Raw genomic sequence first — 24,827 nt, 5'->3', positions numbered from 1 at the left:
GGCTACTTCGCCTTCTCGATGTCCGTGTCGATCTGGTCCGCGGTCTTCTTCAGACCCGCCTGCAGGTCCTTCGCCTTGCCGGACTCGAAGTCGTAACCGAAGTCCTGCAGGGTCACCTGGTAGGTGCCGCCGTTGACGGAGGCCGGCGTGGTGTTGGACTTCGGGTTCTGCGCGATGTCCAGGAAGGTCTGCAGGCGCGGGTCGAACGTCAGCTTCGGCGATTTGAGCGCGGCCAGCGTGGAGGGGACGTTGTGGATGTCGTTGGCGAAGCCGACCACGGCGTCCGTGTCGGTGGTGATGTACTTGACGAACTCCCAGGCGGCGTTCTGCTTCTTGCTGGTCGACGCGATGCCGACGACGGTGCCGGTGATGTAGCCCTTGCCGTAGCTGTCGGCCTGGTCCGCCGGCACCGGCAGCGGGGCCACACCGATGTCCACCTTCGACTTGGCGTCCTCGGCCATGCCGAGCCGCCACTCACCATCGACCTGCATCGCGACCTGACCGGTCTGGAAGGGGTGCTTGGCGCCCCACTCGTCGCCGAAACCGGACCGGAACTTCTCCAGCTTGGTGAAGCCGCCGAGCTTTTTCACCAGGCCCTGCTGCCAGCTGAACATCTTCGCGAAGGCGGGGTCCTTGGCGATGTCGGACTTGCCGTTGCGGTCGAAGTACGTCGGGCTCCACTGGGCGACCAGGTGCCCGGGGGTGGACTCGTAACCGTGGAACGTCGGCATGAAGCCGAGCTGTTGGTAGGAGCCGCCCTGCGGCTTGGTGAGCTTGACCGCGTCCTTGTCGAACTCGGTCCAGGTCTTCGGCGGGGAGGCGATACCGGCCGCCTCGAAAGCGTCCTTGTTGTAGTAGAGCGCGTAAGCGTCACTGAGCAGCGGCAGGGTGCAGCGCTTGCCGTCGAACTGGGTGTACGCCTGCAGCGGCTTGGTGAACGTCTTGTCGAGGTCGATCTTCGACTTGTCGAGGAACGGCTTGAGATCGGCGAAGGCGCCGGACGAACAGAACTTCCCGACGTTGTCGGTGGTGAACGACGAGACCACGTCGGGGGCGTTCGAACCACCGGCCCGCAGCGCCTGGTTGATCTTGTCATCGGTCATGTTGCCGACGGTCTTGACCGTGATGTTCGGGTGCACCTTCTCGAAACGGTCGACGTCCGCCTGGATCGCCTTCACCTCACTGGGGGCGCTCCACCCGTGCCAGAAGGTGATGGTGGTCTTCGCGTCCGCGTCGTCGGTCGCCCCACCGGAGCTCTGGCCGGTACAGGCGGCGGCGAGCAGCAACACGGAGGCAGCGGCGACAGCGGCCGCGGCAGCTCGGCGGTTTCTGGGCATGACGGAATCTCCCTCTGGCGGATCCGGGGCGGTACGGGGCTGTACGGGGTCGGAGCGAGTGGCGCGGCAGCGGCGCGTGTGCGAGATCAGTGGGCCGAGGTGTCGAACACCTCGTCGCGGGTGGTGGCGAGGGCGCTCTCCAGCGCACCGCGCAGTACGGGATGTTCCTGCACGTCGCCGAGCACCAGCCGCGGCCGGGCGGCGGCCAGCTCGGCGAGTTCCCCCTGGACGAGTTCGCGCAGCGGTTCCCCGCCGGCCACGATCAGATCCCCGGACAGCACGAGCAGTTCGGGATCGAGCACCGCGACCAGCGAGGCCAGACCGGTGGCGATCCCGGTGGCGAACACCTCGAGCAGCCGCCGGTACGGTCCGGCGTCGGCCCGCGCGGCCTCGGCGATCAGCGCGCTCGCCACCTCGGCGTGCGAACCGTGCCCGATGTCCTGGATACCTGCCTCGCGGGCCAGCCGGGCCAGCGCCTGGGAACCGGCGAGCTCCTGGAAGCCGCCGGCGTTGGCCTTGGTGACCTGACGTACCAGCGGCGCACCGGGCACCGGCATGAACCCGACCTCGCCGGCGCCGCCGGTGAAGCCGCGGTGCAGCCGGCCGCCGAGGACGACGGCGGCGCCGATGCCCTCCTCGTTCCAGAGCAGTACGAAGTCGTCGTGCCCGCGGGCCGCGCCCAGCCGCTGCTCGGCGACGGCGACCAGATTGACGTCGTTCTCGTACTCGACCGGCATCGGCAGGGCGCCGGCCAGTGCGTCGAGCAGCGTGGCGGAGTGCCACCCGGGCAGGTGCGATGCGTAGCGGAGCCGCCCGGTGTTCGGATCGAAGGCGCCCGGCGTGCCCATCACCACCCGTCGCACATCGGCTCGCGCCAGACCTGCGGCCTTCACCGCACCGTCGAGGGCGTCCGTCACCTGCCGCACGACCCCGGTGCCACGCCGCCCCGGGGTCGCCAGCCGGAACTCCCCGACGGTCCGCCCGGTGATGTCGGCGACGGCGGCCCGGATGCGCTGCGGGTTCACATCGATCCCGGCCGCGTAGGCGGCCTGCGCGTTGACCGCGTACAACTGCGCGCTGGGTCCGGGGCGGCCCTCGCTGGTGCCGGTGGCGACCACGAGTCCGGCCGCTTCGAGACGCGCCAGCAGCTGGGAGGCGGTCGGCTTGGAGAGCCCGGTGAGCTTGCCGATCCTGGTGCGGGACAGCGGCCCGTGCTCCAGCAGCAGATCGAGCGCGGCCCGGTCGTTCATCGCTCGCAGTACCCGGGGGGTCCCCGGGGTGGCTCCACCGGCCATGTCGCACGCACCTGCCAAGTGTCAGGAAGTCACTGTGAGGAGTGGCTCTGTAGGAGTATCACTGTTAGGAAAGTTTCCAATCCGCTGGAGGAACCTAGGCCGCAGGTCAGCCGGTCGTCAATGGGCAGCCCCGCCGCACCTCGCTCCGGCAACCAAAGCGTTACCCGAACAGCACACAGGGCGCCCCCGGCGGAGTGCCGGAGACGCCCTGGTGGAGTTACTTCAGGTGTTACTTCGAGAGATCCTGCGAGGGAATCGGTGATGCCGCGATGGACTGCGGAGAGGTGGGGCTGGCCAGCGCCGAGGGCGCCGCCACCGCCGCCGCAGCATCGACCGGCGGTTCCTCGGTATCCACCGCGACCGGCCCGCCCACGATACGGATGCCCGCCTCGTCCAGCGCTCGCTTGAGCCGCCAGCGCAGCTCCCGCTCCACGCCCAGCGCCTTGCCCGGCATCGTCTTGGCCGAGACCCGCAGCACCATCGAGTCGAGCAGCACCGAGTCCAGCCCGAGCACCTCGACCGGGCCCCAGAGACGCTCGTTCCACGGCTCGGACTTCGCCAGCTCCTCGGCCACCGTGCCGATGACCTCGCGCAGCCGCTCCAGGTCCTCGGTCGGCCTGACCTGGACGTCCACCGCGGCCGTCGCCCAGCCCTGGCTGAGGTTGCCGATCCGCTTGATCTCGCCGTTGCGCACGTACCAGATCTCGCCCTTGTCGCCGCGCAGCTTGGTCACCCGCAGGCCGACCTCGATGACCTCGCCGGAGGCGACGCCCGCGTCGATGGTGTCCCCGACCCCGTACTGGTCCTCCATGATCATGAAGACGCCGGACAGGAAGTCGGTGACCAGATTGCGGGCGCCGAAGCCGATCGCGACACCCGCGACACCCGCCGATGCGAGCAGGGGCGCGAGATCGATCTTCAGCGTGGAGAGGACCATCAGCGCGGCGGTGCCGAGAATCACGAACGACGCCACCGAACGCAGCACCGAACCGATCGCCTCGGAGCGCTGCCGACGCCGCTCGGCGTTCACCAGCAGGCCGCCGAGCGCGGTGCCCTGAACGGCGGTGGCATGGCGGTTCATCCGGTCTATCAGCCGGGTGAGCGAGCGCCGGATGATGGAGCGCAACACCACGGCGATGACCAGGATCAGTGCGATCCGCAGACCGACCGACAACCAGGTGGCCCAGTTCTGCTCCACCCAGGCGGCGGCGTTGTCGGCCGACCGCTGTGCCCCGCCGAGGCTGTCGGCCGACCCGGCCCCGGCGCCGTCGCCCGCCGCAGCGAACCAGGTCACAGCAGTCACGACAGGAACCTCCAGAAGCACGGGCGGACGTTCCACACTAACGGCGCATCGGTCCTTCCCCGCGCCCCTCGGCGCCAACGAGACCTCTCTCACCTGCGACGCAGCGAAGTGTGGGCGAAAACACTCCGAGCCCGTTACCTGACGTTGGTAGCGCTTCGACCAGGCAGGAGTAGAGACTGAGAGCAGATCGTCCCGGCGCGAGCCACGCGCCGCCGGCGTACAAGGAGGCATCCGTCGTGCCGCATGTCCTGGTCCTCAACGCGTCGTACGAGCCGCTCGGCGTCGTACCGCTCCGTCGCGCACTCGTCCTCGTCCTGGAGAACAAGGCAGTCTCCCTGGAAGAGTCCGGCGCCTTCATGCACAGTGCCACCCGCATCGTCCCCGCGCCCAGCGTCGTACGACTGAAGCGGTTCGTCCGAGTCCCCTACCGGGGGCCCGTCCCCCTCACCCGCCGCGCGCTCTTCGCGCGGGACGGCGGGCGCTGCATGTACTGCGGTGGCGTCGCAACCAGCGTCGACCATGTCATTCCGCGCAGCCGCGGCGGACAGCACCGCTGGGACAATGTGGTGGCCGCGTGCCGCCGCTGCAACCACGTCAAGGCCGACCGGCACCTGCTGGAACTGGGCTGGCGACTGCACCACCAGCCCGCCCCGCCGAGCGGACTGGCCTGGCGCATCATCGGCACCGGGCACCGCGACCCGCGCTGGCTGCCGTACCTGCAACCCTTCGGCGCGGACGACGCCCTCGCCCGGATCGACGGCATCTCCGCCTGACGGTCCGGGGCGTCCGCGGCACGTCTCACGTTGTGCTGTTCGGGTGGTGAGCGCAGCACCCCCGTGGCGAAGGTGTCGACGCGTCGGGCCGGTGTGTCTGAATTGTCCGCGGAGAGGAGGTGTGGACCACCCCGGCAGGGAACGAAAAGTGACCCGGGACACGTTGGCTGAATGTATACGGATGGGGCCGCGCCTACTGGGTAGGGCTGTGTCCGACCTTGTAGCCGACTTTACGGAGGCCCCCGTGGCCGCTTCAGTCCAGCTTCTGCCCCCGGCCCTGTCCAAACGGGTGCCCGAGCTCCTGCCCGATCTGATGACCGACCCCGATGCCAGCACCAGCTCCATGGAACTGCCTCTGACGAGCGAGCCGCCGCTCGCCGATGTCGCGCCGCTCACCAGCGAGCCGCCGCTCGCCGATGGCACACCGCTGACCAGCGAACCGACCGCATACGGAACAGCCGCCGGAATCTGACGCCGCAGCCCGCAGCCCGCAGCCCGCAGCCCGAGCCCGAACGGGGAGTCCGCATGAGTCTTGCCAGGCTCGCCGAGCTGCACGGGGTCGCCACCTCGTATGCGCCCTCCGCAGATGTCACCGTCCCGGTCCGCGACGCCACCGTGATCGCCGTGCTCGCGGCGCTCGGCGTCGACGCGTCGACACCGGAGGCGGTGCACGAGGAGCTCGACCGGCAGGCGGCGGCCGCGGGGAGCCGGCTGCTCCCGGAGACCGTGGTGGCCCGGGGCGATGTGCGGCCGCAGGTGGTGCGCGACCTTCCGGACGGGACCGCGCTGCGCATCGAGACCGAGCAGGGCGCGACCCTCGACGCCTGGCACCAGCTGCCGTTAGGGGTGCACCGGCTGCACGCCGAAGCGCCCGACGGGCGGACCGGGCGGGCCACCCTCGTGGTGGCGCCGGAGCGGGTGCCGCAGCCACCCGGGCGCACGCACGGCTTTCTGGTCCAGCTCTACTCGCTGCTCTCCGCCCGCTCCTGGGGGATGGGCGACCTCGGCGACCTCGCGGACCTCGCCGCCTGGTCGGGGCGGGTGCTCGGCGCCGGGTTCGTCCAGGTCAACCCGTTGCACGCGGCGGTGCTGGGCACGCCCACCGATCCCTCGCCCTACCGGCCGTCGTCCCGCCGCTTTCCCGACCCGGTCCATCTGCGGGTCGAGGCGGTCCCCGAGTACGCGTACGTCGAGGACCACGGCCGGCTGAAGCAGGCCGCAGCACTGCGCGACGCCGTTCTGCGGGACGGCGGCCTGATCGACCGCGACGCGGTGTGGGCGCTGAAGAAGGAAGCCCTGGAGCTGGTGGCGCGTATCCCGCTCGGCCCCGGGCGGCGCGCCGCCTACGCGGACTTCCTCGCCGCGCAGGGCCAGGCCCTCGACGACCACGCCACCTGGTGCGCACTGGCCGAAGTGCACGGCTCCGACTGGCACGGCTGGCCCCCCGGACTGCGCGACCCCCGCTCGGCCGAGACGGCCCGGGCGCGCGTGGAGCTGCAGGACCGGGTGGACTTCCACATGTGGCTGGCCTGGCTGACCGACACCCAGCTCGCCGCCGCGCAGCGCGCCGCCGTCGACGCGGGCATGGGGATCGGCGTAGTCCACGACCTGGCCGTCGGTGTGCACCCGGGTGGCGCCGACGCCTGGGCACAGCAGGACGCCTTCGCCGCCGGCATGTCGGTGGGCGCCCCGCCGGACGCCTTCAACGCCCGGGGGCAGGACTGGGGCCTGCCGCCCTGGCGCCCCGACGCCCTCGCCGCTTCGGGTTATGCGCCCTTCCGGGGGCTGCTGCGCGGCATCCTGCGCAATGCCGGGGCGTTGCGCATCGACCATGTGATGGGTCTCTTCAGGCTCTGGTGGGTGCCGGACGGCGGCGACCCCACCGAGGGCACCTACGTCCGCTACGACGCCGAGGCCATGCTCGCCATCCTGGTGCTGGAGGCGCACCGGGCCGGTGCCACGGTCATCGGCGAGGACCTCGGCACCGTCGAGCCCGGTGTGCGGGAGGCCCTGTCGCGCTCCGGCGTACTCGGCACCTCCGTGCTCTGGTTCGAGCGCGACTGGAGCGATACGGGGCGGCCGCTGCCTCCCGAGACATGGCGGGAGGGGTGCGTGGCGACCGTCACCACCCACGACCTGCCGTCCACCGCCGCCCGGCTGACCGGTGAACACGTCGAGCTGCGGCACCGCCTGGGCCTGCTCACGCGTCCGCTCCAGCAGGAGGAGGCCGAGGACCGCGCGGAGATCTCGGAGTGGCTCGGCCTGCTCTCCCGCAGCGGGCTGCTGCCGGAGGGCCCCGGCTGCGAGGAGGGCGAGGTCCGCGCCGTCTACCGCTTCCTGCTCCGCACCCCCGCGCTGATGACCGGCGTCTGGCTGCCGGACGCGGTGGGGGACCGCAGGCCGCAGAATCTGCCCGGCACCTGGGACCAGTACCCGAACTGGCGGCTGCCGATCGCCGATGCGCAGGGCCGCCCCGTCACTCTCGAGGAGCTGACCGCATCCCCCCGTCTGCACCGGCTGATGAGTGAGTTCCCGGCGCGTAGGACACCCCCGGGCGCGCCTCGCGCCCGGGCGTTCGCTACGTTGGGTCCGTGGACAAGAAGAACGCCCTGCGCGCCGGCGCCGTAGCAGCCGGTACGACGCTGATGATGCTGCTCATGTCGTCCCCTGCGCTCGCGGTGACCCGCGACAACGGCGACGACCCCGGTCCCGGCCTGAGCGTGATCCAGACGATCGGCCTCTACGTGCTCATCCCACTGGCGCTGTTCGCGATCATCGCCGGACTGGTGATGGTGCTCGACAAGTCCCACAAGAAGGCCTAGCACCACCGCCGGCGTACCGGCCGCACCAAGGTCCGACGTGCTTTTCCGAGGCGCTGCGGAGTTGCCCACGCGACTCCGCAGCGCCTCTGTACGCGGGATAGGTTGCCGGGCATGACCGACTGGGACATCAAGAAGCTCCGGATCCTGCGCACCCTGAGCGAGCGCGGGACCGTGACGGCCACCGCCGAGGCGCTGCTGATGACCCCGTCGGCCGTCTCCCAGCAGCTCACCAACCTCTCGAAGCAGCTCGGTGTGCCGCTGCTGGTGGCACACGGCAGGCGGGTCAGGCTCACCGACGCGGCCCATCTCGTGCTCCGCCACGCGGAGGCGGTCTTCGCTCAGCTGGAGCGCGCCGATGCCGAGCTGGCCGGTTATCTCCAGGGCGAGGCCGGCGAGGTCCGGGTGGGGGCCTTCTCCACCGCGGTGCCGGCCCTGGTGGTGCCCGCCGTGGCCGCGCTGCGGGTGACCAGTCCGGGCGTCGATGTCCGGGTCAGGGAGGCGGAGGCGGCCGAGGCGTACGAGCTGCTCTCCGGCGGCGATGTCGACCTGGCCCTCTCGCTCGCCGCCCATGCGCCGACGGCGGGCGATCCGCGCTTCACCCGGGTGTCCCTGCTGGCCGACCCGCTCGACGTCGCACTGCCTGCCGGGCATCGGCTGGCCGCCGCCGAGGGGTTGCGGCTCGCCGATCTCTCCGCCGAGGCGTGGATCTTCGGGGGGAGCGGCCCCTGGTCGGAGATCACCACCGTCGCCTGCGAAGCTGCCGGCTTCGTCCCCGAGCAGGCGCACAGCGCGGCGGGCTGGACGGCGATCCTGGCCATGGTGGAGGCGGGGATGGGCGTCGCCCTGGTTCCCAGGATGGCCGCCGCGGAGCGCCGCGCCGGTGTGGTGACCCGCGTGCTGAGCGCCGACCAGCCGCGGCGTCAGGTGATCGCTGCGGTACGCCGCGGTGCACAGGACGGCCCGGCGGTGGCCCGGGTGCTCGCGGCGCTGCGCGACGCGGCGGCAGCGCGCGGCCCCCAGGGAAACGTTTAGAAGACCTGAAAGAATCGTCCGAAAACTTTCGATGGACACGATCGATCCGGCGAGGCACAGTCGAGTTATGACTTCCACCGACGCACCGGACTTCCAGGACCCGCACGCCAACGACGCAGCCCCCTACGGCGGCGGCGACCCGTACGCCGACTACCGCACCGGGGACTTCCCCTTCACCGAACTGGTGGACCTCGCCGACCGCAGGATCGGTGCGGGTGTCATCGCCGCCAATGACGAGTTCTTCGCCGAGCGGGAGAACCTGCTGGTCCGGGAGCGGGCCGTCTTCGACCCCGAGCGCTTCGGCCACAAGGGCAAGATCATGGACGGCTGGGAGACCCGCCGCCGCCGCGGTTCGCTGGACGCGCCGTTTCCCGCCCCCGACGAGCACGACTGGGCGCTGATACGGCTGGGAGCCCCCGGCGTGATCCGCGGGATCATCGTCGACACCGCGCACTTCCGCGGCAACTACCCGCAGCGCGTCTCGGTCCAGGCCACCTCGGTCGAGGGGTCGCCGAGCCCCGAGCAGCTGCTCGGCGGCGACGTGAAGTGGGAGGAGATCGTCCCGCCGACCCCCGTGCTCGGCCACGCGGCCAACGGCTTCGAGATCACCACCGGCCGCCGCTACACCCACATCCGGCTCTGCCAGCACCCCGACGGAGGCGTGGCCCGGCTGCGCGTGCACGGCGAGGTCGTCCCCGACCCGGCCTGGCTGGAGCTGCTCTCCACCGTCGACCTGGTCTCCGTACTCAACGGCGGCACCTACGAGGACGCCTCGGACAAGTTCTACTCGTCACCGACCCAGATCATCCTGCCGGGCACCTCCCGCAAGATGGACGACGGCTGGGAGAACCGCCGCCGCCGGGTCCGCGACACCAACGACTGGGTCCGCTTCCGGCTCGCCGCGCAGGGCACCGTACGCGCCGTCGAGATCGACACGGCGTACCTGAAGGGCAACGCGGCCGGCTGGATCGCGCTGAGCGGACGCGACGGCGAGACCGGCGACTGGTTCGAGATCCTGCCGCGCACCGCCCTGCAGCCCGACACGCTGCACCGCTTCAAGCTCGCCAGTACGGCGACCGTCACCCATGTACGCCTGGACACCTTCCCGGACGGCGGCGTCGCCCGCATGCGGCTGCACGGCACATTCACCGAGTCCGGCGCCGCAGCCCTGCGCACCCGCTACCAAGAACTGACCGCCTGACCCGGGCTGTCCGCCCCGAGGCCCCGCCGCAGCGGACCCGCACGGTGCAAGCGGCGGGCGGGCGGGGCCCGCAGGGCCACCCCACCCGCCGCACCATCACTACAGGCGCGCCGCCGCCGCGTCCGCGGCCTGAGCCCGCAACGCCCGCTCCACACCCGCCCGCGACTCCGACATCAGCCGCCGCAGCGCCGCGCTCGGCTCCGCCGACGCCAGCCAGGCGTCCGTCGCGTCCAGCGTGTCCTGCGACACCTGCAGAGCCGGATAGAGCCCGATCGCCACCTGCTGGGCCATCTCGTGGCTGCGGGAGTCCCAGACGTCCTTCACCGTGGCGAAGTACTTCTCCGTGTACGGGGCGAGCAGATCGGCCTGGTCGGTCTGCAGGAAACCGCCGATGACCGCTTCCTGCACGGCGTTGGGCAGCTTGTCCGACTCGACGACCGACTCCCAGGCCTCCGCCTTCGCGCTCTCGGTGGGCCGGGCGGCCCGGGCACTCGCCGCGTGCCGCTCACCGGCCGAGGTGGGATCGCGCTGCAGCTCGCTGGTGATCTCCTCGGTGTCGAAACGGCCGACCGCGGCGAGCCGGTGTACGAACGCCCAGCGCAGCTCGGTGTCGACGGCCAGACCTTCGATGGTCTGCTCACCCTCGAGCAGTCCGTTCAGCAGGTCGAGCTGGATCGGCGTACGCGCCGTCGCCGCGAAGGCTCGGGCCCACGCCAGCTGGTGGTCGCTGCCCGGCTCGGCGGACCGCAGATGCGCCAGCGCCGCGTCCGTCCACTGGGTCAGACCGCTCTCCCGCCACGCCGGGTCCGCGTACAGGTCGAGCGCCAGCTTCACCTGCCGGTGCAGCGACTGGACGACACCGATGTCCGACTCCTTGGCGATGCCGGACAGCACCAGGGCCAGGTAGTCGCGGGTGGCGAGCTCGCCGTCCCGGGTCATGTCCCAGGCGGAGGCCCAGGACAGGGCACGCGGCAGCGACTCGGTGAAGTCGCCCAGGTGCTCGGTGACGACCCGCAGCGACTCCTCGTCGAGACGCACCTTGGCGTACGAGAGGTCGTCGTCGTTCAGCAGGACCACCGCGGGACGCGCGGTGGTCTCCGGGAACGGCACCTCGGTCCGCTCGCCGTCCACGTCCAGCTCGATCCGGCTGGTGCGGACCAGCTTGCCGTCCTCGTTCAGGTCGTAGCAGCCGATCGCGATGCGGTGCGGGCGCAGTGTCGGCGCGCCCTTCGCGCCGGCCGGCAGGGCCGGGGCCTCCTGCGTCACGGCGAAGGAGGTGACATGGCCGGCGCCGTCGACCTCGATCTCCGGGCGCAGGATGTTGATGCCGGCGGTTTCCAGCCACGCCTTCGACCAGGCCTTGAGGTCACGCCCGGAGGTCTCCTCCAGCGCGCCGAGCAGGTCCGGAAGGCGGGTGTTGCCGAAGGCGTGCCGCTTGAAGTACGCCTGCACACCCCGGAAGAACTCGTCCGTGCCGACATAGGCGACCAGCTGCTTCAGCACCGACGCACCCTTGGCGTAGGTGATGCCGTCGAAGTTGACCAGGACGTCGTCGAGATCGTTGATCTCGGCCATGATCGGGTGGGTGGACGGCAGCTGGTCCTGGCGGTAGGCCCAGGTCTTCTCGGAGTTGGCGAACGTCGTCCAGGAGCCCGGCCACTTCGAGTTCGGCGCGTGCGCCAGGCAGGCGACCGAGGTGTAGGTGGCGAACGACTCGTTCAGCCACAGGTCGTTCCACCACTCCATGGTGACGAGGTCGCCGAACCACATGTGCGCCAGCTCGTGCAGGATCGTCTCGGCGCGCGCCTCGTAGGCGGCGTCGGTGACCTTGGACCGGAAGACGTACTGGTCGCGGAAGGTCACCGCCCCGGCGTTCTCCATCGCCCCGGCGTTGAACTCCGGTACGAAGAGCTGGTCGTACTTGGCGAACGGGTAGTCGTAGTCGAACTTCTCCTGGAACCAGTCGAAGCCCTGCCGGGTGACGTCGAAGATCGCCTCCGCGTCGAGGAACTCGGCCAGCGAGGGCCGGCAGTAGATCCCGAGCGGCACCGTCCTGCCGTCCTTCTCGTAACTGCTGTGCACCGAGTGGTACGGACCGGCGATCAGCGCCGTGATGTACGTCGAGATCCGCGGTGTCGGCTCGAAGCGCCAGACCTGGTCATCGGGGGTCGCATCCGCGGGACCCTGCAGCGGCGAGTTCGAGATGACGGTCCAGCCCTCGGGGGCCTTCACGGTGAACGCGAAGGTCGCCTTCAGGTCGGGCTGCTCGAAGCTGGCGAAGACCCGGCGGGCGTCCGGAACCTCGAACTGGGTGTAGAGGTACGCCTGGTCGTCCACCGGGTCGACGAAACGGTGCAGGCCTTCCCCGGTGTTGGTGTACGCGCAGTCGGCGACGACCCGCAGTTCGTTCGGCCCGGCGAGCAGCCCCGCCAGGGCGATCCGGGAGTCCTTGAAGACTCCGGCGGCGTCCAGCGCGGCGCCGTTGAGCACCACCTCGTGCACGGTGGGCGCGATCAGGTCGATGAAGGTCTCGGCGCCGGCCTCGGCGGAGTCGAAGCGCACGGTCGTCACCGACCGGTAAGTGCCTCCCGCCTGGGCCCCGCTCAGGTCGAGGTCGATCTCGTACGCGTCCACGGTGAGCAGGCGCGCCCGCTGCTGCGCCTCTTCGCGGGTCAGATTCGTGCCAGGCACCAGGAAATCTCCTCGGTATGCGACGTTTGGGGAGTCATCCTTCCACGTCGCACCCGTGCACAGCAGAGGATATCCGGGCCGCCCGGATCAGCCGGCGAGCTCGGCCGCCACCAGCTCCGCGATCTGGACGGCGTTCAGCGCGGCGCCCTTGCGGAGATTGTCGTTGGAGACGAAGAGGGCGAGACCGTTCTCGACGGTCTCGTCGTTGCGGATCCGCCCCACGTACGACGGGTCCTGGCCGGCCGCCTGGAGCGGGGTGGGGATCTCGGAGAGCTCCACGCCCGGTGCGTCCTTCAGCAGCTCATGGGCCCGCTCGACCGTGATCGGACGCGTGAACCGCGCGTTGATCTGCAGGGAGTGGCCGGAGAAGACCGGAACACGGACGCAGGTGCCGGAGACCTTGAGTTCCGGGATCTCCAGGATCTTGCGGGACTCGTTGCGGAGCTTCTGCTCCTCGTCGGTCTCGAACGAGCCGTCGTCGACGATCGAACCGGCCAGCGGAAGCACGTTGAAGGCGATCGGGCGCTTGTACACACCGGGCTCGGGGAAGTCCACCGCCGCGCCGTCGTGGGTCAGCTTGTCCGCGTCGGCCACCACCTTCGACGCCTGGCCGTGCAGCTCGGCGACGCCGGCCAGCCCTGAACCGGAGACGGCCTGGTAGGTGGCGACGATCAGCGCGGCGAGACCGGCCTCGTCGTGCAGCGGCCGCAGGACGGGCATCGCGGCCATCGTGGTGCAGTTCGGATTGGCGATGATTCCCTTGGGGCGGTTCGCGATCGCGTGCGGGTTGACCTCCGAGACCACCAGCGGGACATCGGGGTCACGACGCCAGGCGGACGAGTTGTCGATCACGACGGGCCCCTGGGCGGCGACCTTCTCGGCGAGCGCCTTGGACGTGGCGCCACCGGCGGAGAAGAGCACGATGTCCAGACCGGAGTAGTCCGCGGTCGACGCGTCCTCGACGGTGATGCCCTTGCTCTGCCAGGCGAGCGTGGTGCCTGCGGAACGGGCGGAGGCGAACAGCCGCAGCTCGTCGACCGGGAAGTTCCGGTCGGCGAGGATCTTGCGCATGACTGTGCCGACCTGACCGGTGGCTCCGACGATTCCGACCCTCACGCTGACTCCTCCGTACGTGTGCGCACCTACTGCGCGTAACTGCTGGCCTGGTGGTCACACCATGATGCGTATGTCCGACGGCACCTTGTCCAATCCATTGTCCGGGGTACGGACAGCGAACGCGCTGTGGGGCAGGCACCGGTCCTGGTGCCTGCCCCACAGCCTGGTTCTCACACCTTCTTCGTAAGGTGCGTCACACGGTCACGGCGTGACCTCGGCGATCTGCACACTGCCGATCCCGGCGACCGTGCCGCCGGTGGTGACCAGCTGCACCTCGCCGAAGAAGCTGCGCCCCGCGGGGGCCGATCCGGCGGCGACGATCTCGGCGCCGACCTGGGCGGAGGCCCCGTTGGCCAGCTTCACGGCCGTGTTCTCGTCCACCTTGACCGAGCCGAGCGACGGCGCGAAGTACACATCGCGGTAGTCGTAGGTCGTCGAGCCCGATGGAACCGCGTAGGCGTCGACCTCGATGGTGTACGTACCGGCGGCCGGCTTGGTCAGGCTGACCGACTCCTCGGAGTCGCCGTCCGCGGAGTAGCCGACCTGGGTGGCGCCCTTGTAGACGTACAGGTCCAGGTCCGCGCCGGTGTCCGAAGTACCGCCGATGGCCACGTCCAGACGCTCGACGCCCGCCCCGATGGTGACCGTGGTGGTCCGGCTCTCACCGGCAGTGATGGTCGGCGTCGCGTCCTGCGCGGAGCCGAGCGAGCCGCCCTTCAGCTTGCCGTCGATGGCGGCGAAGCCATTGGTGACCTTCCAGTCGACCAGGGCCGGGGTGCCGACCTTGGCCTCGGGGAGGGTCTGCACGGCCGGGTCGAAGGCGGCGCCGAGCAGGGCGACGTTCAGCTTGTACGGGTTGTCGAGGTACGGCGACGTGCGGCGGGCCTCGACCTCGATCTCCCAGACGCCCGGCGCCGGGTCCGCGTAGGAACGCAGATCGGGGCGGCAGGTGTTGGCCGGGTTGTCGTAGTTCGGGTAACAGCTCGGCGTCCCCGTGTCGTCGACCGGCACGCCGTAGGGGTGGATCGAGATGAACCGGGTCTGGCTGCCCGAGCGGAGCGCGCTCATCCCCACCTCGAGCGCCTTCGCGCCCTCCGGCACCGTCACGAAGTACGACCTGGTGCTGTCACGCTGCACCGAACCCGAGTCCGTGAAGGTGTACGAAGGCTTCGCCAGCGGCGTCGAGACCACCACGGTGGCCAGGATCTGCTGGTCCACACCCACCGTGCGGGCGTCGTCCACCTGGAGGATGGCACTGTGCGTACCGGCCGTCCTGGCCTTCGCCTGCACCTGCACGGTCACCGGCTCGCCCAGCGGAAGGTCCACCCGGCTCGGTCCGACGATCTTGAACGTGCCGTCGTCGTTCTTGAAGGACAGCCGGTGCGACAACGCCTTGTCCGGCCCTGTGGTGCGGGTGACCGTGACCTGGTAGGTCTTCTTCTGGCCGGTCTTCAGGCCGCCCTCGCGGTCATAGATGCCGGTGCCGAAGCCGGGCGTCTTCAGCGCGTAGGAGATCGCCGTGTCGACCGGGGCCTTCACGGTGTACTCGTGAGCCGGCGCCCGGTGGCCCTTGGCACCCTTCTCGATCAGCTTCCAGGCGCCGATGATGTTGATCAGGCCCGCGCCCTCGGCATGCGCCGGGATTCCCTTGATGTGGGTGGCCGTGCTGGTCAGCGCGGTACGCAGATCGGCCGGCGGCAGCTCGATGTGCTGCTGCTTCGCAGCCGAGAGGAGCAGCGCGCTGGCGCCTGCCGCCTGCGGCGACGCCATCGATGTGCCCTGCAGCATCGAGTAGCCGGCGGGCAGCGAGTAGCCCGCCTCCTTCACCGGCGAGCCGGGCAGCCAGGTCTGGGTGGAGTTGATGGCGGCGCCGGGTGCGGAGAGCGTCGGAGCGAAACCGCCGTCCTCACGCGGGCCGCGCGAGGAGAACGGCAGCATGTCGTACTTCTTGCGCACCGCGGAGCCGTAGTTCGACGCCCAGGTCTCCTTGGAGATGGTCGCGCCGACCGAGATGACATGGTCGGCGAGGCCCGGGTCACCGATGGTGTTGACGCCGGGGCCGTCGTTGCCCGCCGAGATGACCAGCTGAACGCCGTAGGTGTCGATGAGCCGCTTGTAGAGCTCGTCCCGGGCGTTGTTGCCGTCGTTGAGCGGCGGCAGACCGCCGATCGACATGTTCACGATGTCCACGCCGCGGTTCACGACCAGGTCCATCATGCCCTCGGTGAGCGCGACGTTGGTGCAGCCGCCGCTCCAGGTACAGGCTCGGGACGAGACGATCTTCGCGCCGGGCGCCGCGCCGTTCATCTTGCCGCCGAAGAGGCCGTTGGCCGCGGTGATGCCCGCGACATGGGTGCCGTGCTCGCTCTCGATGACGCCGATGTTGACGTAGTCGGAGGTGTCGCCGGCGCCGTCGTAGACGACGTTCTTGCGGATCTCGACGACGAAGGGGACGCGCTCGGCGACCTGCGTCCGCGGGTCGTCCTTACCGAAGTAGCCGATCTGGAACTTGTCCTTGTACGGCTTCATCGCGGCGTCGTCGGTGAAGTCGCCGTTGTCGTTCAGGTCCACCCGCACGGTTCCGGCGACCGGGTCGTACAGCACGCCCCAGACATCGGTGGTGTCGCCGTCCCGGTTGAGGTCGCCCGCCTCGTCACCACCCGTGGTGACCTTCTCGGCGAAGGTCTGCAGCCGGTAGGAACCGGCCGGGGCCTTCCACGTGCGCCCGCCCGCGGTGAAGGACGGACCGGTCACCGCGGTGTTCATCCGCAGCCAGGTGCCGTCGCCGTCCGAAACCGGGTCGGTGGACGTCACCCAGTCGACGATCTTCCGCTCACCGGTGGAGGTCTTCCGCAGCGCGGGATGGCTCAGGTCGACACCGGCGTCGAGGATGCCGATCGTCACCCCCCGGCCGTCCGACTTCGGGTGCTGCTTCACGAAGTCCACCGCGCCCGTCTCGAACGACGGGTTGTACGGGTTCTTCGCCGGGGTGTTCTTCCCCGGTGCGCCGTAGGAGCCCGAGGACGCTTGCGTCCTGGCGCTCTTCACCGTGTCGGCGGCGGGCGTCGGGTCGTCGAGCTTGATCTCCTGCTTGAGGTCGATGCCGTGGACCGAGGAGAGCTTCTCGGCGGCCTTGATCGCCGAACCCGCCCCGGGGGTGGGCAGCGTGGCCCGCACATAGCCGAGCTTGTCGTCGGTCTTGCCGACGACGGCGCCGGACACCGCGCCGAACTGCTTGCGCACCTGCTCGGTGGAGCCGGGCGCGGTGGCGACCATGACCGTGACGGTCTTGGCGCCCTTCGCCTCGGCCCGGTCGAGCAGCTGCGCGTCGGACGCGCCGAGCTTGTCCGCAGGGGACTTGGCGGATTTCACGCCGCCCGGTGCGGGATCGTCCGGACCGGCCGCGGCGAGCGCGGGAGCCACCCCGGAGGCGGCCAGCGCGAGCACCACGCCGGCCGCTGCCGCGATACGGGCGGTGCGTCTCGCCCGTGACACGGGGCGGGGTATGGAACGGGGGAATTCGAGGGTCATCTGCATCCCTGGATGTCAAAGAGGGTCCGGAATTCGGTGCCTGATGACCGGTAATCTTTACGTAAAGGACCGGTCTTTGGGGAGAGATGGCCTTGACGTGATGAGTTCATGGCGGACTTCCGCCATACGCCACGGCGGACACAGCGGGATGAAAGGTGACACCGGCCCGAGTCCGGCCGCCCGTCGTCGGCCAGGTCGTAACCTCACTGAATGAACAAGGAGCTCAGGGTGGCCGCGTATGCCATCTGCGTACGCGACGAACAGGTCCTGCTGGCCCGCTGGGTGGCGCGTGACGGAGCCAAACGCTGGACGCTGCCCGGCGGCGGGATGGACCACGGCGAGGACCCGCTCGACACGGTCGTCCGCGAGGTCGACGAGGAGACCGGCTATCGGTGCGAACCGGTCCGGCTGCTCGGCCTCGACTCGATCAACCGTGTCTACCCGCGCAAGCTCGGCATGTTCGCGGACTTCCACGGGCTGCGCATCGTGTACGAGGGCCGGATCACCGGCGGCGAACTGCGGCCCGAGACCAACGGCTCCACCGACCTGGCCGCCTGGCATCCGCTGCACGCGGTCGACGCCCTGAACCGGGTCGAACTCGTCGACGTCGGCCTCGGCCTGTGGCGGGAGCGGCCACCGCTGGGGCGGGCCGACCACCCCGTGCGGTGAACGCCGCGTACCGCGCGCCCCGGTGACCGTACCGCGTACCGTCAACAGCCCCGAAGTGGCGTCACCCTCGCGGCAGCACCACCAGATAGGCGGCGGGCTCCCGGTCGGCCGCGGCCATCAGCGCGGTGCGCACCACCACGGCCTGGTCCGCCGGTGCGGCGCGCAGCTTCCTCGGCGGGATGTGCACGACCGTGACGCCCAGCCTTTCCAGGTGTTCGCGCTTGCGGGCATACGGTGTCGCGGACGAGGTCTCCAGTTCCACCGCCACAGCCTCCTCCGGCCAGTACGCGTCGACGCCGCCCAACTGCGGGCCGCCCGGCAGCCGCAGGTCCACGTTCCACAGGGGATCGGGCAGCGCATGGCTCCGCACCATCGCGTAGAGCCGGTCCTCGGCGATGGCCCGGCCCTCCGCCACCAGCGCGTCCACCGCGTCCGCCACGTGCGGCAGGGTGAGCAGCTGTGAACCGGTCAACTCCTTTACCACTGCGGCCGGTTCGCAGTGCCCGCCGCGTACCGCCTCGGTGAGCAGCCGGCGTACCACATCCGGGTCCGAGAGGTTCGCGACCGCGTCGGCCAGTGCGCGAGCCACCGGTGCCACCGGCACATCGGCGACCTGCTGCGGCCGTGGCAGCGCCCGGGTACGGATCAGCCGGGCACAGCCCGTGGAGCGGAGCCGGCGGGTGCGCTCCACCAGCACATCGATCCGGTCGACCGCGATCAGCGGGGGAGCGGCCGAGAAGCCGTGCAGCGCGAGCGCGGCGAGGCCGGTGACCATGGCACTGCCGTACGCGGACGGGGCGGCCGCCGCGTTCCCGGCTGCTGCGTTGTCGGCCGCCGCCTTCTCGGCCGAGGTGGGCCCGGGCTGGACCGGCACCCGGACGGTGCGTTCCGCGGGGGGCCGCCCGGCGTAGAGCAGAGCGGCATGCAGCCGCTCCTCGCCGGTGAGTGGCCCCGGGTGCAGCACGAAGACCCCTGGCAGCAGTTGCTGCCAGGGGCCTCCGGGACGGCACCGGTCGCTGGTGCAGGCAGCGGTCACCCCGTGTTCACGCAGTTGGGCGGCGGAGAGCACCCGGTGCTGGACGGACAGGTGGCTGAGGGGGCGGGGGGAGATCGAGGACGAGGTCTCGCCGCCGCAGAGGGGGGAATTGCGATCCATGCCCCGCAGGTTCCCGCGCCGCGGCCGCCGGCTAACCGGTGTTACAGGACCGTCGACAAAACCGGACAACACCGCTCTAAAGTACGGACGTTCGACTGCCGATCAGGCCGTCGCCCGGATGGCCCAGGCGACGACCCCCGGATGGCGCACGGCCTAGGAAGCCGCCGGGCCGGCAGCCGCGTCACACGCCTGACCGCGCAGCGAGCGTGCCAGGTCGTCCCGGGCCTCCAGTACCAGCCGCCGCAGCGCGGGCGCCGCGTCCGGGTGCCCCTCCAGCCAGCCGTCGGTCGCGTCCAGCGTGGCCCGGTCGTCCTGCAGCCCCGGGAAGAGGCCCCGCACCACCAGCACCGCGATCTGAATCGAACGCGACGACCAGACCCGCTCGAGCGCCTCGAAGTAATGCGGCGTGAACGGCGCGGTCAACTCACGCTGCGAGGGCTGCCCGAACCCGGCGATGGTGGTCTCCACCAGCGCGTTCGAGAGCGTGTCGGACTCGACGAGCGCCGCCCATGCCTGGGCCTTGACCTCAGCCGTCGGCCGCGCGGCCAGGCAGCGCACCTGGTGCCGTTTGCCGGAGGCGGTGTCGTCCCGAGCCAGCTCGGCGTCGATCACCTTGTCGTCCGCGACGCCGTGCGCGGCGAGCGGCGAGAGCAGCGACCAGCGCAGCTCCTGGTCCACCTCGAGCCCGTCGATCTGCGCCGTGCCGTCCAGTAGCCCCTCGAGCAGCTGGAAATCGGAGTCGGTGGCCGCCGTGTCCGCGAAGAACCGCGCCCAGGCCAGCTGGTGCTGGCCGCCGGGCTCGGCCGCCCGCAGCTCCTTCAGCGCGCCCGCAGCGATCAGCCGGCCGCCCTCCTCGCGCCAGTCGGGCGCCGTGTAGTGGATGAGCGCGCTCCGCGTCCAGGCGTGCAGCATCTGCAGCACGCCGATGTCGCTCTCGCGCCCGGCGAACCGCAGCACCAGCGTGATGAAGTCCCGGGCCGGCATCAGCGCGTCCCGGGTCAGGTTCCACAGCGCGGACCAGCACAGCGCGCGGGCCAGCGGATCGGTGATGTCGCCGAGGTGCGCCCGCAGGGTGTCCAGCGATCCCGTGTCGAAGCGGACCTTGCAGTAGGTCAGGTCGTCGTCATTGACCAGCACCAGATCGGGCCGGTCGGCGCCGGTCAGCTCACCGACGACGGTGCGCGGCCCCGACACGTCGAGCTCGGCGCGCGCATAGCGCACCAGCGCGCCCGACTCGTGCCGATAGAGGCCGACGGCGACCCGGTGCGGGCGCAGTCCCGGATGGCTCTCGGCGGCGTCCTGCAGGACGGCGAGCTCGGTGATCCGGCCGCCGGCGTCGTAGATGACCGCAGGAGTCAGCGAGTTGACCCCGGCCGTCTGCAGCCAGGACCGGGCCCAGGACCCCAGCTCCCGGCCGCTGGTCTCCTCGAGCACCGACAGCAGATCGCCGAGCCGGGTGTTCCCGTACGCGTGCCGCTTGAAGTAGCGGCGGGCGCCCTCCAGGAAGGCCTCCTGTCCGACATATGCGGCGAGCTGCTTCAGCACCGAGGCACCCTTGGCGTAGGTGATCCCGTCGAAGTTGAGCTTGGCGTCCTCCAGGTCACGGATGTCGGCCGTGATCGGGTGGGTGGACGGCAGCTGATCGGCGCGGTACGCCCAGGACTTGCGGTTGTTGGCGAAGGTGACCCAGCCGTCGGTGAAGCGGGTGGCGTTCACCATCGAGAAGGACCCCATGAAGTCGGCGAACGACTCCTTCAGCCACAGATCGTCCCACCACACCATGGTCACCAGATCGCCGAACCACATGTGCGCCATCTCGTGCAGGATGACGGTGGCCCGGCGCTCGTACGCCGCCTGCGTGACCTTCCCGCGGTAGATGTACTCCTCGCGGAAGGTCACCAGGCCCGGGTTCTCCATGCCCCCCAGGTTGTACTCCGGAACGAACGCCTGGTCGTACTTGCCGAACGGGTACGGGTAGTCGAAGTGGTCGTGGAAGAAGTCGAGCCCCTGCTTGGTGATCAGGAAGACGTCGTCGGAGTCGAAGTGCTTGGCGAGCCCCTTGCGGCAGAGGGCGCCGAGCGGGATCTCCAGCTCCGTACCGTCGGCGAAGGTCCGCCGGTAGACGTCCGTCACCCGGTGGTACGGACCGGCGGCGACCGCGGTGATGTACGTCGGGATCGGCTCGGTCTCCGCGAAGCTCCACGTCCCGTCCACGAGTTCGCCGACGCCGTTGCTCCACGCCGTCCAGCCTTCCGGCGCGGTCACCTCGAAGAGGTAGGGCGCCTTCAGGTCCGGCTGCTCGAAGTTGGCGAAGACCCGGCGGGCGTCGGCCGGCTCGTACTGCGTGTAGAGGTAGACCTCGCCGTCCTCCGGGTCGACGAAGCGGTGCATGCCCTCGCCGGTCCTGCTGTACGCGCACTGCGCATCCACCATCAGCACGTTCTCGGCGGCGAGGTCGTCCAGGGCGATCCGGGCCCCGTCGAACACCACCGCCGGGTCCAGCGCCCGCCCGTTCAGCGTCACCGCGTTCACCGAGGGCGCCACCAGATCGGCGAAGACCGACGCGCCCGCCTGCCGCGACCGGAACCGGATCGTGGTCACCGAGCGGAACGTCCGCGGCTCGCCGTCCGGGATGTCCCCGATCGCCGAGCGGAGATCGAGGGCGACGGCGTACCCGTCGACGGAGAGCAGCTCCGCCCGCCTCCGGGCTTCGTCGCGGGACAGGTTCTCACCGGGCACGGGACACTCCTTCGTGTATACGATCCGTGGTCCGAATCCTCCCACGGGCCGCTCCGCGGCAGCATCCGGGAATGGCCGAAGCACCGAGAGACGTTGCCGAGGCAGAGACCGAAGCCCTTCCGAGGAGAGACATGTCAGAGAAGACCCCCGTCGACTTCTGGTTCGATCCGCTGTGCCCGTGGGCATGGATGACCTCCCGCTGGGTGCTCGAGGTCGAGAAGCTCCGGGACATCGAGGTCCGCTGGCACGTGATGAGCCTGGGCGTCCTCAACGAGGACAAGCTCGACCAACTGCCCGATGACTACCGCGAGCTGCTCACGGTCAAGGCCTGGGCCCCGGTGCGGGTCGTCGTCGCCGCGCAGCAGAAGCACGGCGACGAGATCGTCGGCAAGCTCTACACCGCGCTCGGTACCCGCTTCCACAATGAGGGCCAGGGCCCCACCCGGGAGGCGATCGCCGCGGCGCTGGACGACGTCGGTCTGCCCGCCGACCTGCTCGACTACGCCGACCAGGACCCCTTCGAGTTCGAGGCCGAGCTGCGCGCCTCCCACAAGGAGGGCATCGACAAGGTCGGCCAGGAGGTCGGTACACCGGTCATCGCCGTCCCCGGTGCCGACGGCGAACAGATCGCCTTCTTCGGCCCGGTGGTCACCCCCGCGCCCAAGGGCGAGGAGGCGGCCAAGCTCTGGGACGGCACACTGATGGTCGCCTCGATCCCCGGCTTCTACGAGATCAAGCGCACCCGCACCCAGGGCCCCGTCTTCGACTGACCCGCACCCCCGCCCGCACCCGGTACGCAGGCAACCCGTACGCAGACAGTCGGCCCCCGCGAGTCACATCCTCGCGGGGCCGACTTTTTTCCCTCAGGGGGCGGGTCGCTCGGCCACTCCCTCGGTCCGCCGCCCGAGCACCTCGCGTACGCCCGCGACCACCAGCACCACCGCCGTCGCGCCGAGCGACCAGAGCAGCTGCGGACGTGCCGTGTCGTCGGTCAGCATCAGGACGAAGACGGCCGCGAGCCCGGCCAGGGTGGCCCACGTCAGCCAGGGGAACGCCCACATCCGCAGCTGCAGCAGCTCCGGCGTGTCCCGTTCGATCTTCCGGCGCAGCCGCAGCTGCGAAGCCGCGATGAGCGCCCAGACGAACAGCAGCACCGCGCCGACCGCATTGAGCATGTAGAGGAAGACGGTGTCCGGCCACTCGAGATTGAGCAGTACGGAGATGAAGCCGAAGAGGACGGACGCGAGCACCGCCCGGCGCGGCACACTGCGGGTGAGCTTGAGCAGACCGCGCGGCGCCTCCCGACGTTCGGCGAGCGAGAAGATCATCCGGGATGATCCGTACAGATTCGCGTTCAGTGCGGACAGCATCGCCACGAAGACGACGATGTTCATGATGGTCCCCGCCGACGGCACGCCGATCGCGTCGAGCACCGTGACGTACGGCGAGAGCCCCGCCTGCTGCGCGGTCCAGGGCAGCACGGTCACGATGACCAGCATCGACCCGACGTAGAAGAAGAGGATGCGGAACATCGCGCTGCGCACCGCGCGGCCGACGGCACGCGCCGGGTCGTCGGTCTCGGCGGCCGCGATCGTCACCACCTCCAGACCGCCGAAGGCGAAGACCACCGTGAGCACGCCGGATATGACGCCGTGCCAGCCGCTCGGCAGGAAACCGCCGTCACCGGTGAGGTGGGAGAGACCGACGGGATCGGTGTCCGGGAGCACCCCGAAGACCGCGAGCAGCCCGAGCACCAGGAAGAGGACGATCGCGCCGACCTTCAACGTGGCGAACCAGAACTCGAATTCACCGAAGTTCCGCACCGCTGCCAGGTTGGCGCCGGTGAAGACCACCATGAAGACCAGCACCCAGGTCCACTGCGCGATGCCGGGCACCCAGCCATGGGCGATCTGCGCCGCGGCCGTCGCCTCCACCGCCAGCACGACCACCAGCAGGAACCAGTACAGCCACCCCACGGTGAACCCGGCCCACCGTCCGAGCGCCCGCTCGGCGTGCACCGAGAACGAACCGGACGCGGGCAGCGCCGACGACATCTCACCGAGCATCCGCATCACCAGCATCGCGAGCGCGCCCGCGATCAGATACGACACGATGATGCCGGGGCCGGCGACCGCGATCCCGGCGCCCGAGCCGACGAAGAGTCCGGCCCCGATCACCCCGCCCAGCCCCAGCATGGTCAAGTGGCGTTGCTTCAGCCCGTGGGAGAGGGGCTCGGCGGGGAGCTCAGCGGGGAGTCCTGCGGGGGGTGTATCGGACATGGTGCTCGACGCTCGCGATGCTCGTGACGTTTGGGGGAAGCCCACAGTCTGTCCGGGCGGATATCAGATGCGCAATGCTGACCGCGGCCCCTGTACCTCCAGTGACGAGCGTCACGCCGTCCGGCGGTTGAACCCATGTCTTTGTATGAAACCCACCAAGCCGTCAACCCCCGCTTTGTGGGCCGCTGATGGTGATCCGGCGCCGTCCGACGGGCTAACGTCACTCTGTTCCACCTGCCCTCGCCCGCCCTGCCCTCACCCGTGGAGTCCAGATGAGCACTGCTGCCGTCACCACCCGTCCCGGAGCGGTCCTCGCCGATCTGCTGCCGGCCACCCGCACCCGGGACATCGCGCTGGTGCTCGGCGGCGCCGCGCTCACCGGCATCGCCGCGCAGCTGGCCGTGCCGATCCCCGGCTCGCCCGTTCCGGTCACCGGTCAGACCTTCGCCGCGCTGCTGGTGGGCACCTCGCTCGGCGCCCGCCGCGGCTTCCTCTCCCTCGCGCTGTACGCGGTGCTGGGTGTCGCCGGGCTGCCGTGGTTCGCCGACGGCTCTTCCGGCACCGGTAGCGCTTCCTTCGGCTACGTGCTGGGCATGGTCATCGCCTCCGCCGTGGTCGGCGGCCTGGCCCGGCGGGGCGGCGACCGGTCGGTGCTGCGCACCGCGGGCACGATGGTGCTGGGTTCCGCGATCATCTACGCCATCGGCGTGCCGTATCTGGCGCTGGCTACCGGGATGTCGGCGACCGCGGCCATCGCCGCAGGGCTCACCCCGTTCCTGATCGGCGACGCGGTCAAGGCGGCCCTGGCCATGGGCGCGCTGCCGAGCGCCTGGAAGCTGGCGGGACGCCGCGGCTGACCGAGCACCGGCCGCGTACGGGGCCG

Annotated in this window: 18 protein-coding genes; 9 read left to right on the top strand and 9 right to left on the bottom strand. The window is 70.4% G+C overall.

The features are described from left to right. Nucleotides 1-2: 2 nt before the first annotated feature. From AB0436_RS04100 to AB0436_RS04090, 3 genes are all read right to left on the bottom strand, one after another. The gene (locus AB0436_RS04100) at nucleotides 3-1,337 is read right to left on the bottom strand and encodes an ABC transporter substrate-binding protein (RefSeq protein ID WP_366466080.1); all 1,335 of its coding nucleotides are present in this window, start codon (nucleotides 1,335-1,337) and stop codon (nucleotides 3-5) included. 86 nt (nucleotides 1,338-1,423) lie between these two features. Then, nucleotides 1,424-2,632: an ROK family transcriptional regulator gene (locus AB0436_RS04095; RefSeq protein WP_366466079.1), complete on the bottom strand. Its 1,209-nt coding sequence runs from the start codon at nucleotides 2,630-2,632 to the stop codon at nucleotides 1,424-1,426. 229 nt (nucleotides 2,633-2,861) lie between these two features. Then, nucleotides 2,862-3,935 (bottom strand): mechanosensitive ion channel family protein, encoded by a 1,074-nt coding sequence (locus AB0436_RS04090; RefSeq protein WP_366466078.1) that lies wholly within the window; start codon nucleotides 3,933-3,935, stop codon nucleotides 2,862-2,864. 236 nt (nucleotides 3,936-4,171) lie between these two features. On the opposite strand from AB0436_RS04090, the gene AB0436_RS04085 reads away from it, so the two are divergent. The 6 genes from AB0436_RS04085 (at nucleotide 4,172) to alc (ending at nucleotide 9,763) form a co-directional block, all read left to right on the top strand. Next, nucleotides 4,172-4,708: an HNH endonuclease gene (locus AB0436_RS04085; RefSeq protein ID WP_366466077.1), complete on the top strand. Its 537-nt coding sequence runs from the start codon at nucleotides 4,172-4,174 to the stop codon at nucleotides 4,706-4,708. 244 nt (nucleotides 4,709-4,952) lie between these two features. Beyond that, the gene (locus AB0436_RS04080) at nucleotides 4,953-5,180 is read left to right on the top strand and encodes a hypothetical protein (RefSeq protein WP_366466076.1); all 228 of its coding nucleotides are present in this window, start codon (nucleotides 4,953-4,955) and stop codon (nucleotides 5,178-5,180) included. Nucleotides 5,181-5,233: 53 nt separating this feature from the next. Continuing rightward, nucleotides 5,234-7,336 carry a 4-alpha-glucanotransferase gene (gene malQ / locus AB0436_RS04075; protein ID WP_366466075.1) on the top strand — a complete coding sequence of 701 codons (2,103 nt, stop codon included), beginning with the start codon at nucleotides 5,234-5,236 and terminating at the stop codon, nucleotides 7,334-7,336. Further along, nucleotides 7,300-7,530, top strand: coding sequence for a hypothetical protein (locus tag AB0436_RS04070; RefSeq protein ID WP_365850289.1), 231 nt, complete (start codon nucleotides 7,300-7,302; stop codon nucleotides 7,528-7,530). Before malQ ends, AB0436_RS04070 begins: the two co-directional genes overlap by 37 nt. 111 nt (nucleotides 7,531-7,641) lie before the next feature. Continuing rightward, on the top strand, nucleotides 7,642-8,562 hold the full coding sequence (locus AB0436_RS04065; protein ID WP_366466073.1) for a LysR family transcriptional regulator: 921 nt from the start codon (nucleotides 7,642-7,644) through the stop codon (nucleotides 8,560-8,562). A gap of 67 nt (nucleotides 8,563-8,629) precedes the next feature. Continuing rightward, nucleotides 8,630-9,763 (top strand): allantoicase, encoded by a 1,134-nt coding sequence (alc, locus tag AB0436_RS04060; protein WP_366466072.1) that lies wholly within the window; start codon nucleotides 8,630-8,632, stop codon nucleotides 9,761-9,763. 99 nt (nucleotides 9,764-9,862) lie between these two features. On the opposite strand, the gene pepN (AB0436_RS04055) is transcribed toward alc, so the two are convergent. The 3 genes from pepN (AB0436_RS04055) to AB0436_RS04045 all read right to left on the bottom strand — a co-directional run bounded on the left by pepN (AB0436_RS04055) (nucleotide 9,863) and on the right by AB0436_RS04045 (nucleotide 17,107). Continuing rightward, the gene (gene pepN / locus AB0436_RS04055; RefSeq protein ID WP_366466071.1) at nucleotides 9,863-12,454 is read right to left on the bottom strand and encodes an aminopeptidase N; all 2,592 of its coding nucleotides are present in this window, start codon (nucleotides 12,452-12,454) and stop codon (nucleotides 9,863-9,865) included. An 87-nt stretch (nucleotides 12,455-12,541) separates the two neighbouring features. Beyond that, nucleotides 12,542-13,570, bottom strand: a complete 1,029-nt coding sequence (locus AB0436_RS04050) for an aspartate-semialdehyde dehydrogenase (RefSeq protein WP_366466070.1) — start codon at nucleotides 13,568-13,570, stop codon at nucleotides 12,542-12,544. Between the two features lie 201 nt (nucleotides 13,571-13,771). Next, nucleotides 13,772-17,107, bottom strand: a complete 3,336-nt coding sequence (locus AB0436_RS04045; RefSeq protein WP_366466069.1) for a S8 family serine peptidase — start codon at nucleotides 17,105-17,107, stop codon at nucleotides 13,772-13,774. A gap of 204 nt (nucleotides 17,108-17,311) precedes the next feature. On the opposite strand from AB0436_RS04045, the gene AB0436_RS04040 reads away from it, so the two are divergent. Next, complete coding sequence (locus AB0436_RS04040; protein ID WP_366466068.1) at nucleotides 17,312-17,770, top strand: NUDIX hydrolase; 459 nt, start codon at nucleotides 17,312-17,314, stop codon at nucleotides 17,768-17,770. Nucleotides 17,771-17,831: 61 nt separating this feature from the next. On the opposite strand, the gene AB0436_RS04035 is transcribed toward AB0436_RS04040, so the two are convergent. Together AB0436_RS04035 and pepN (AB0436_RS04030) are read right to left on the bottom strand one after the other, a co-directional pair. Beyond that, the gene (locus AB0436_RS04035; protein ID WP_366466067.1) at nucleotides 17,832-18,926 is read right to left on the bottom strand and encodes a hypothetical protein; all 1,095 of its coding nucleotides are present in this window, start codon (nucleotides 18,924-18,926) and stop codon (nucleotides 17,832-17,834) included. A gap of 153 nt (nucleotides 18,927-19,079) precedes the next feature. Continuing rightward, nucleotides 19,080-21,665 (bottom strand): aminopeptidase N, encoded by a 2,586-nt coding sequence (gene pepN, locus AB0436_RS04030; RefSeq protein WP_366466066.1) that lies wholly within the window; start codon nucleotides 21,663-21,665, stop codon nucleotides 19,080-19,082. A gap of 131 nt (nucleotides 21,666-21,796) precedes the next feature. On the opposite strand from pepN (AB0436_RS04030), the gene AB0436_RS04025 reads away from it, so the two are divergent. Then, nucleotides 21,797-22,435 carry a DsbA family protein gene (locus tag AB0436_RS04025; protein WP_366466065.1) on the top strand — a complete coding sequence of 213 codons (639 nt, stop codon included), beginning with the start codon at nucleotides 21,797-21,799 and terminating at the stop codon, nucleotides 22,433-22,435. A 93-nt stretch (nucleotides 22,436-22,528) separates the two neighbouring features. Here AB0436_RS04025 and AB0436_RS04020 read toward each other — a convergent pair whose 3' ends face one another. Further along, entirely contained in the window at nucleotides 22,529-23,944 is a 1,416-nt protein-coding gene (locus AB0436_RS04020) for an amino acid permease (protein ID WP_366466064.1), read from the bottom strand. Nucleotides 23,945-24,216: 272 nt separating this feature from the next. Here AB0436_RS04020 and AB0436_RS04015 point away from each other — a divergent pair, with 272 nt between their 5' ends. Next, the gene (locus AB0436_RS04015) at nucleotides 24,217-24,801 is read left to right on the top strand and encodes a biotin transporter BioY (RefSeq protein WP_366466063.1); all 585 of its coding nucleotides are present in this window, start codon (nucleotides 24,217-24,219) and stop codon (nucleotides 24,799-24,801) included. Nucleotides 24,802-24,827: the final 26 nt, after the last annotated feature.

This window comes from Streptomyces sp. NPDC051322, from assembly GCF_040689485.1.
GTDB lineage: Bacteria > Actinomycetota > Actinomycetes > Streptomycetales > Streptomycetaceae > Streptomyces.
Note: the sequence above shows the minus strand (reverse complement) of the source record. Positions and strands in the feature narration are given on the sequence as shown.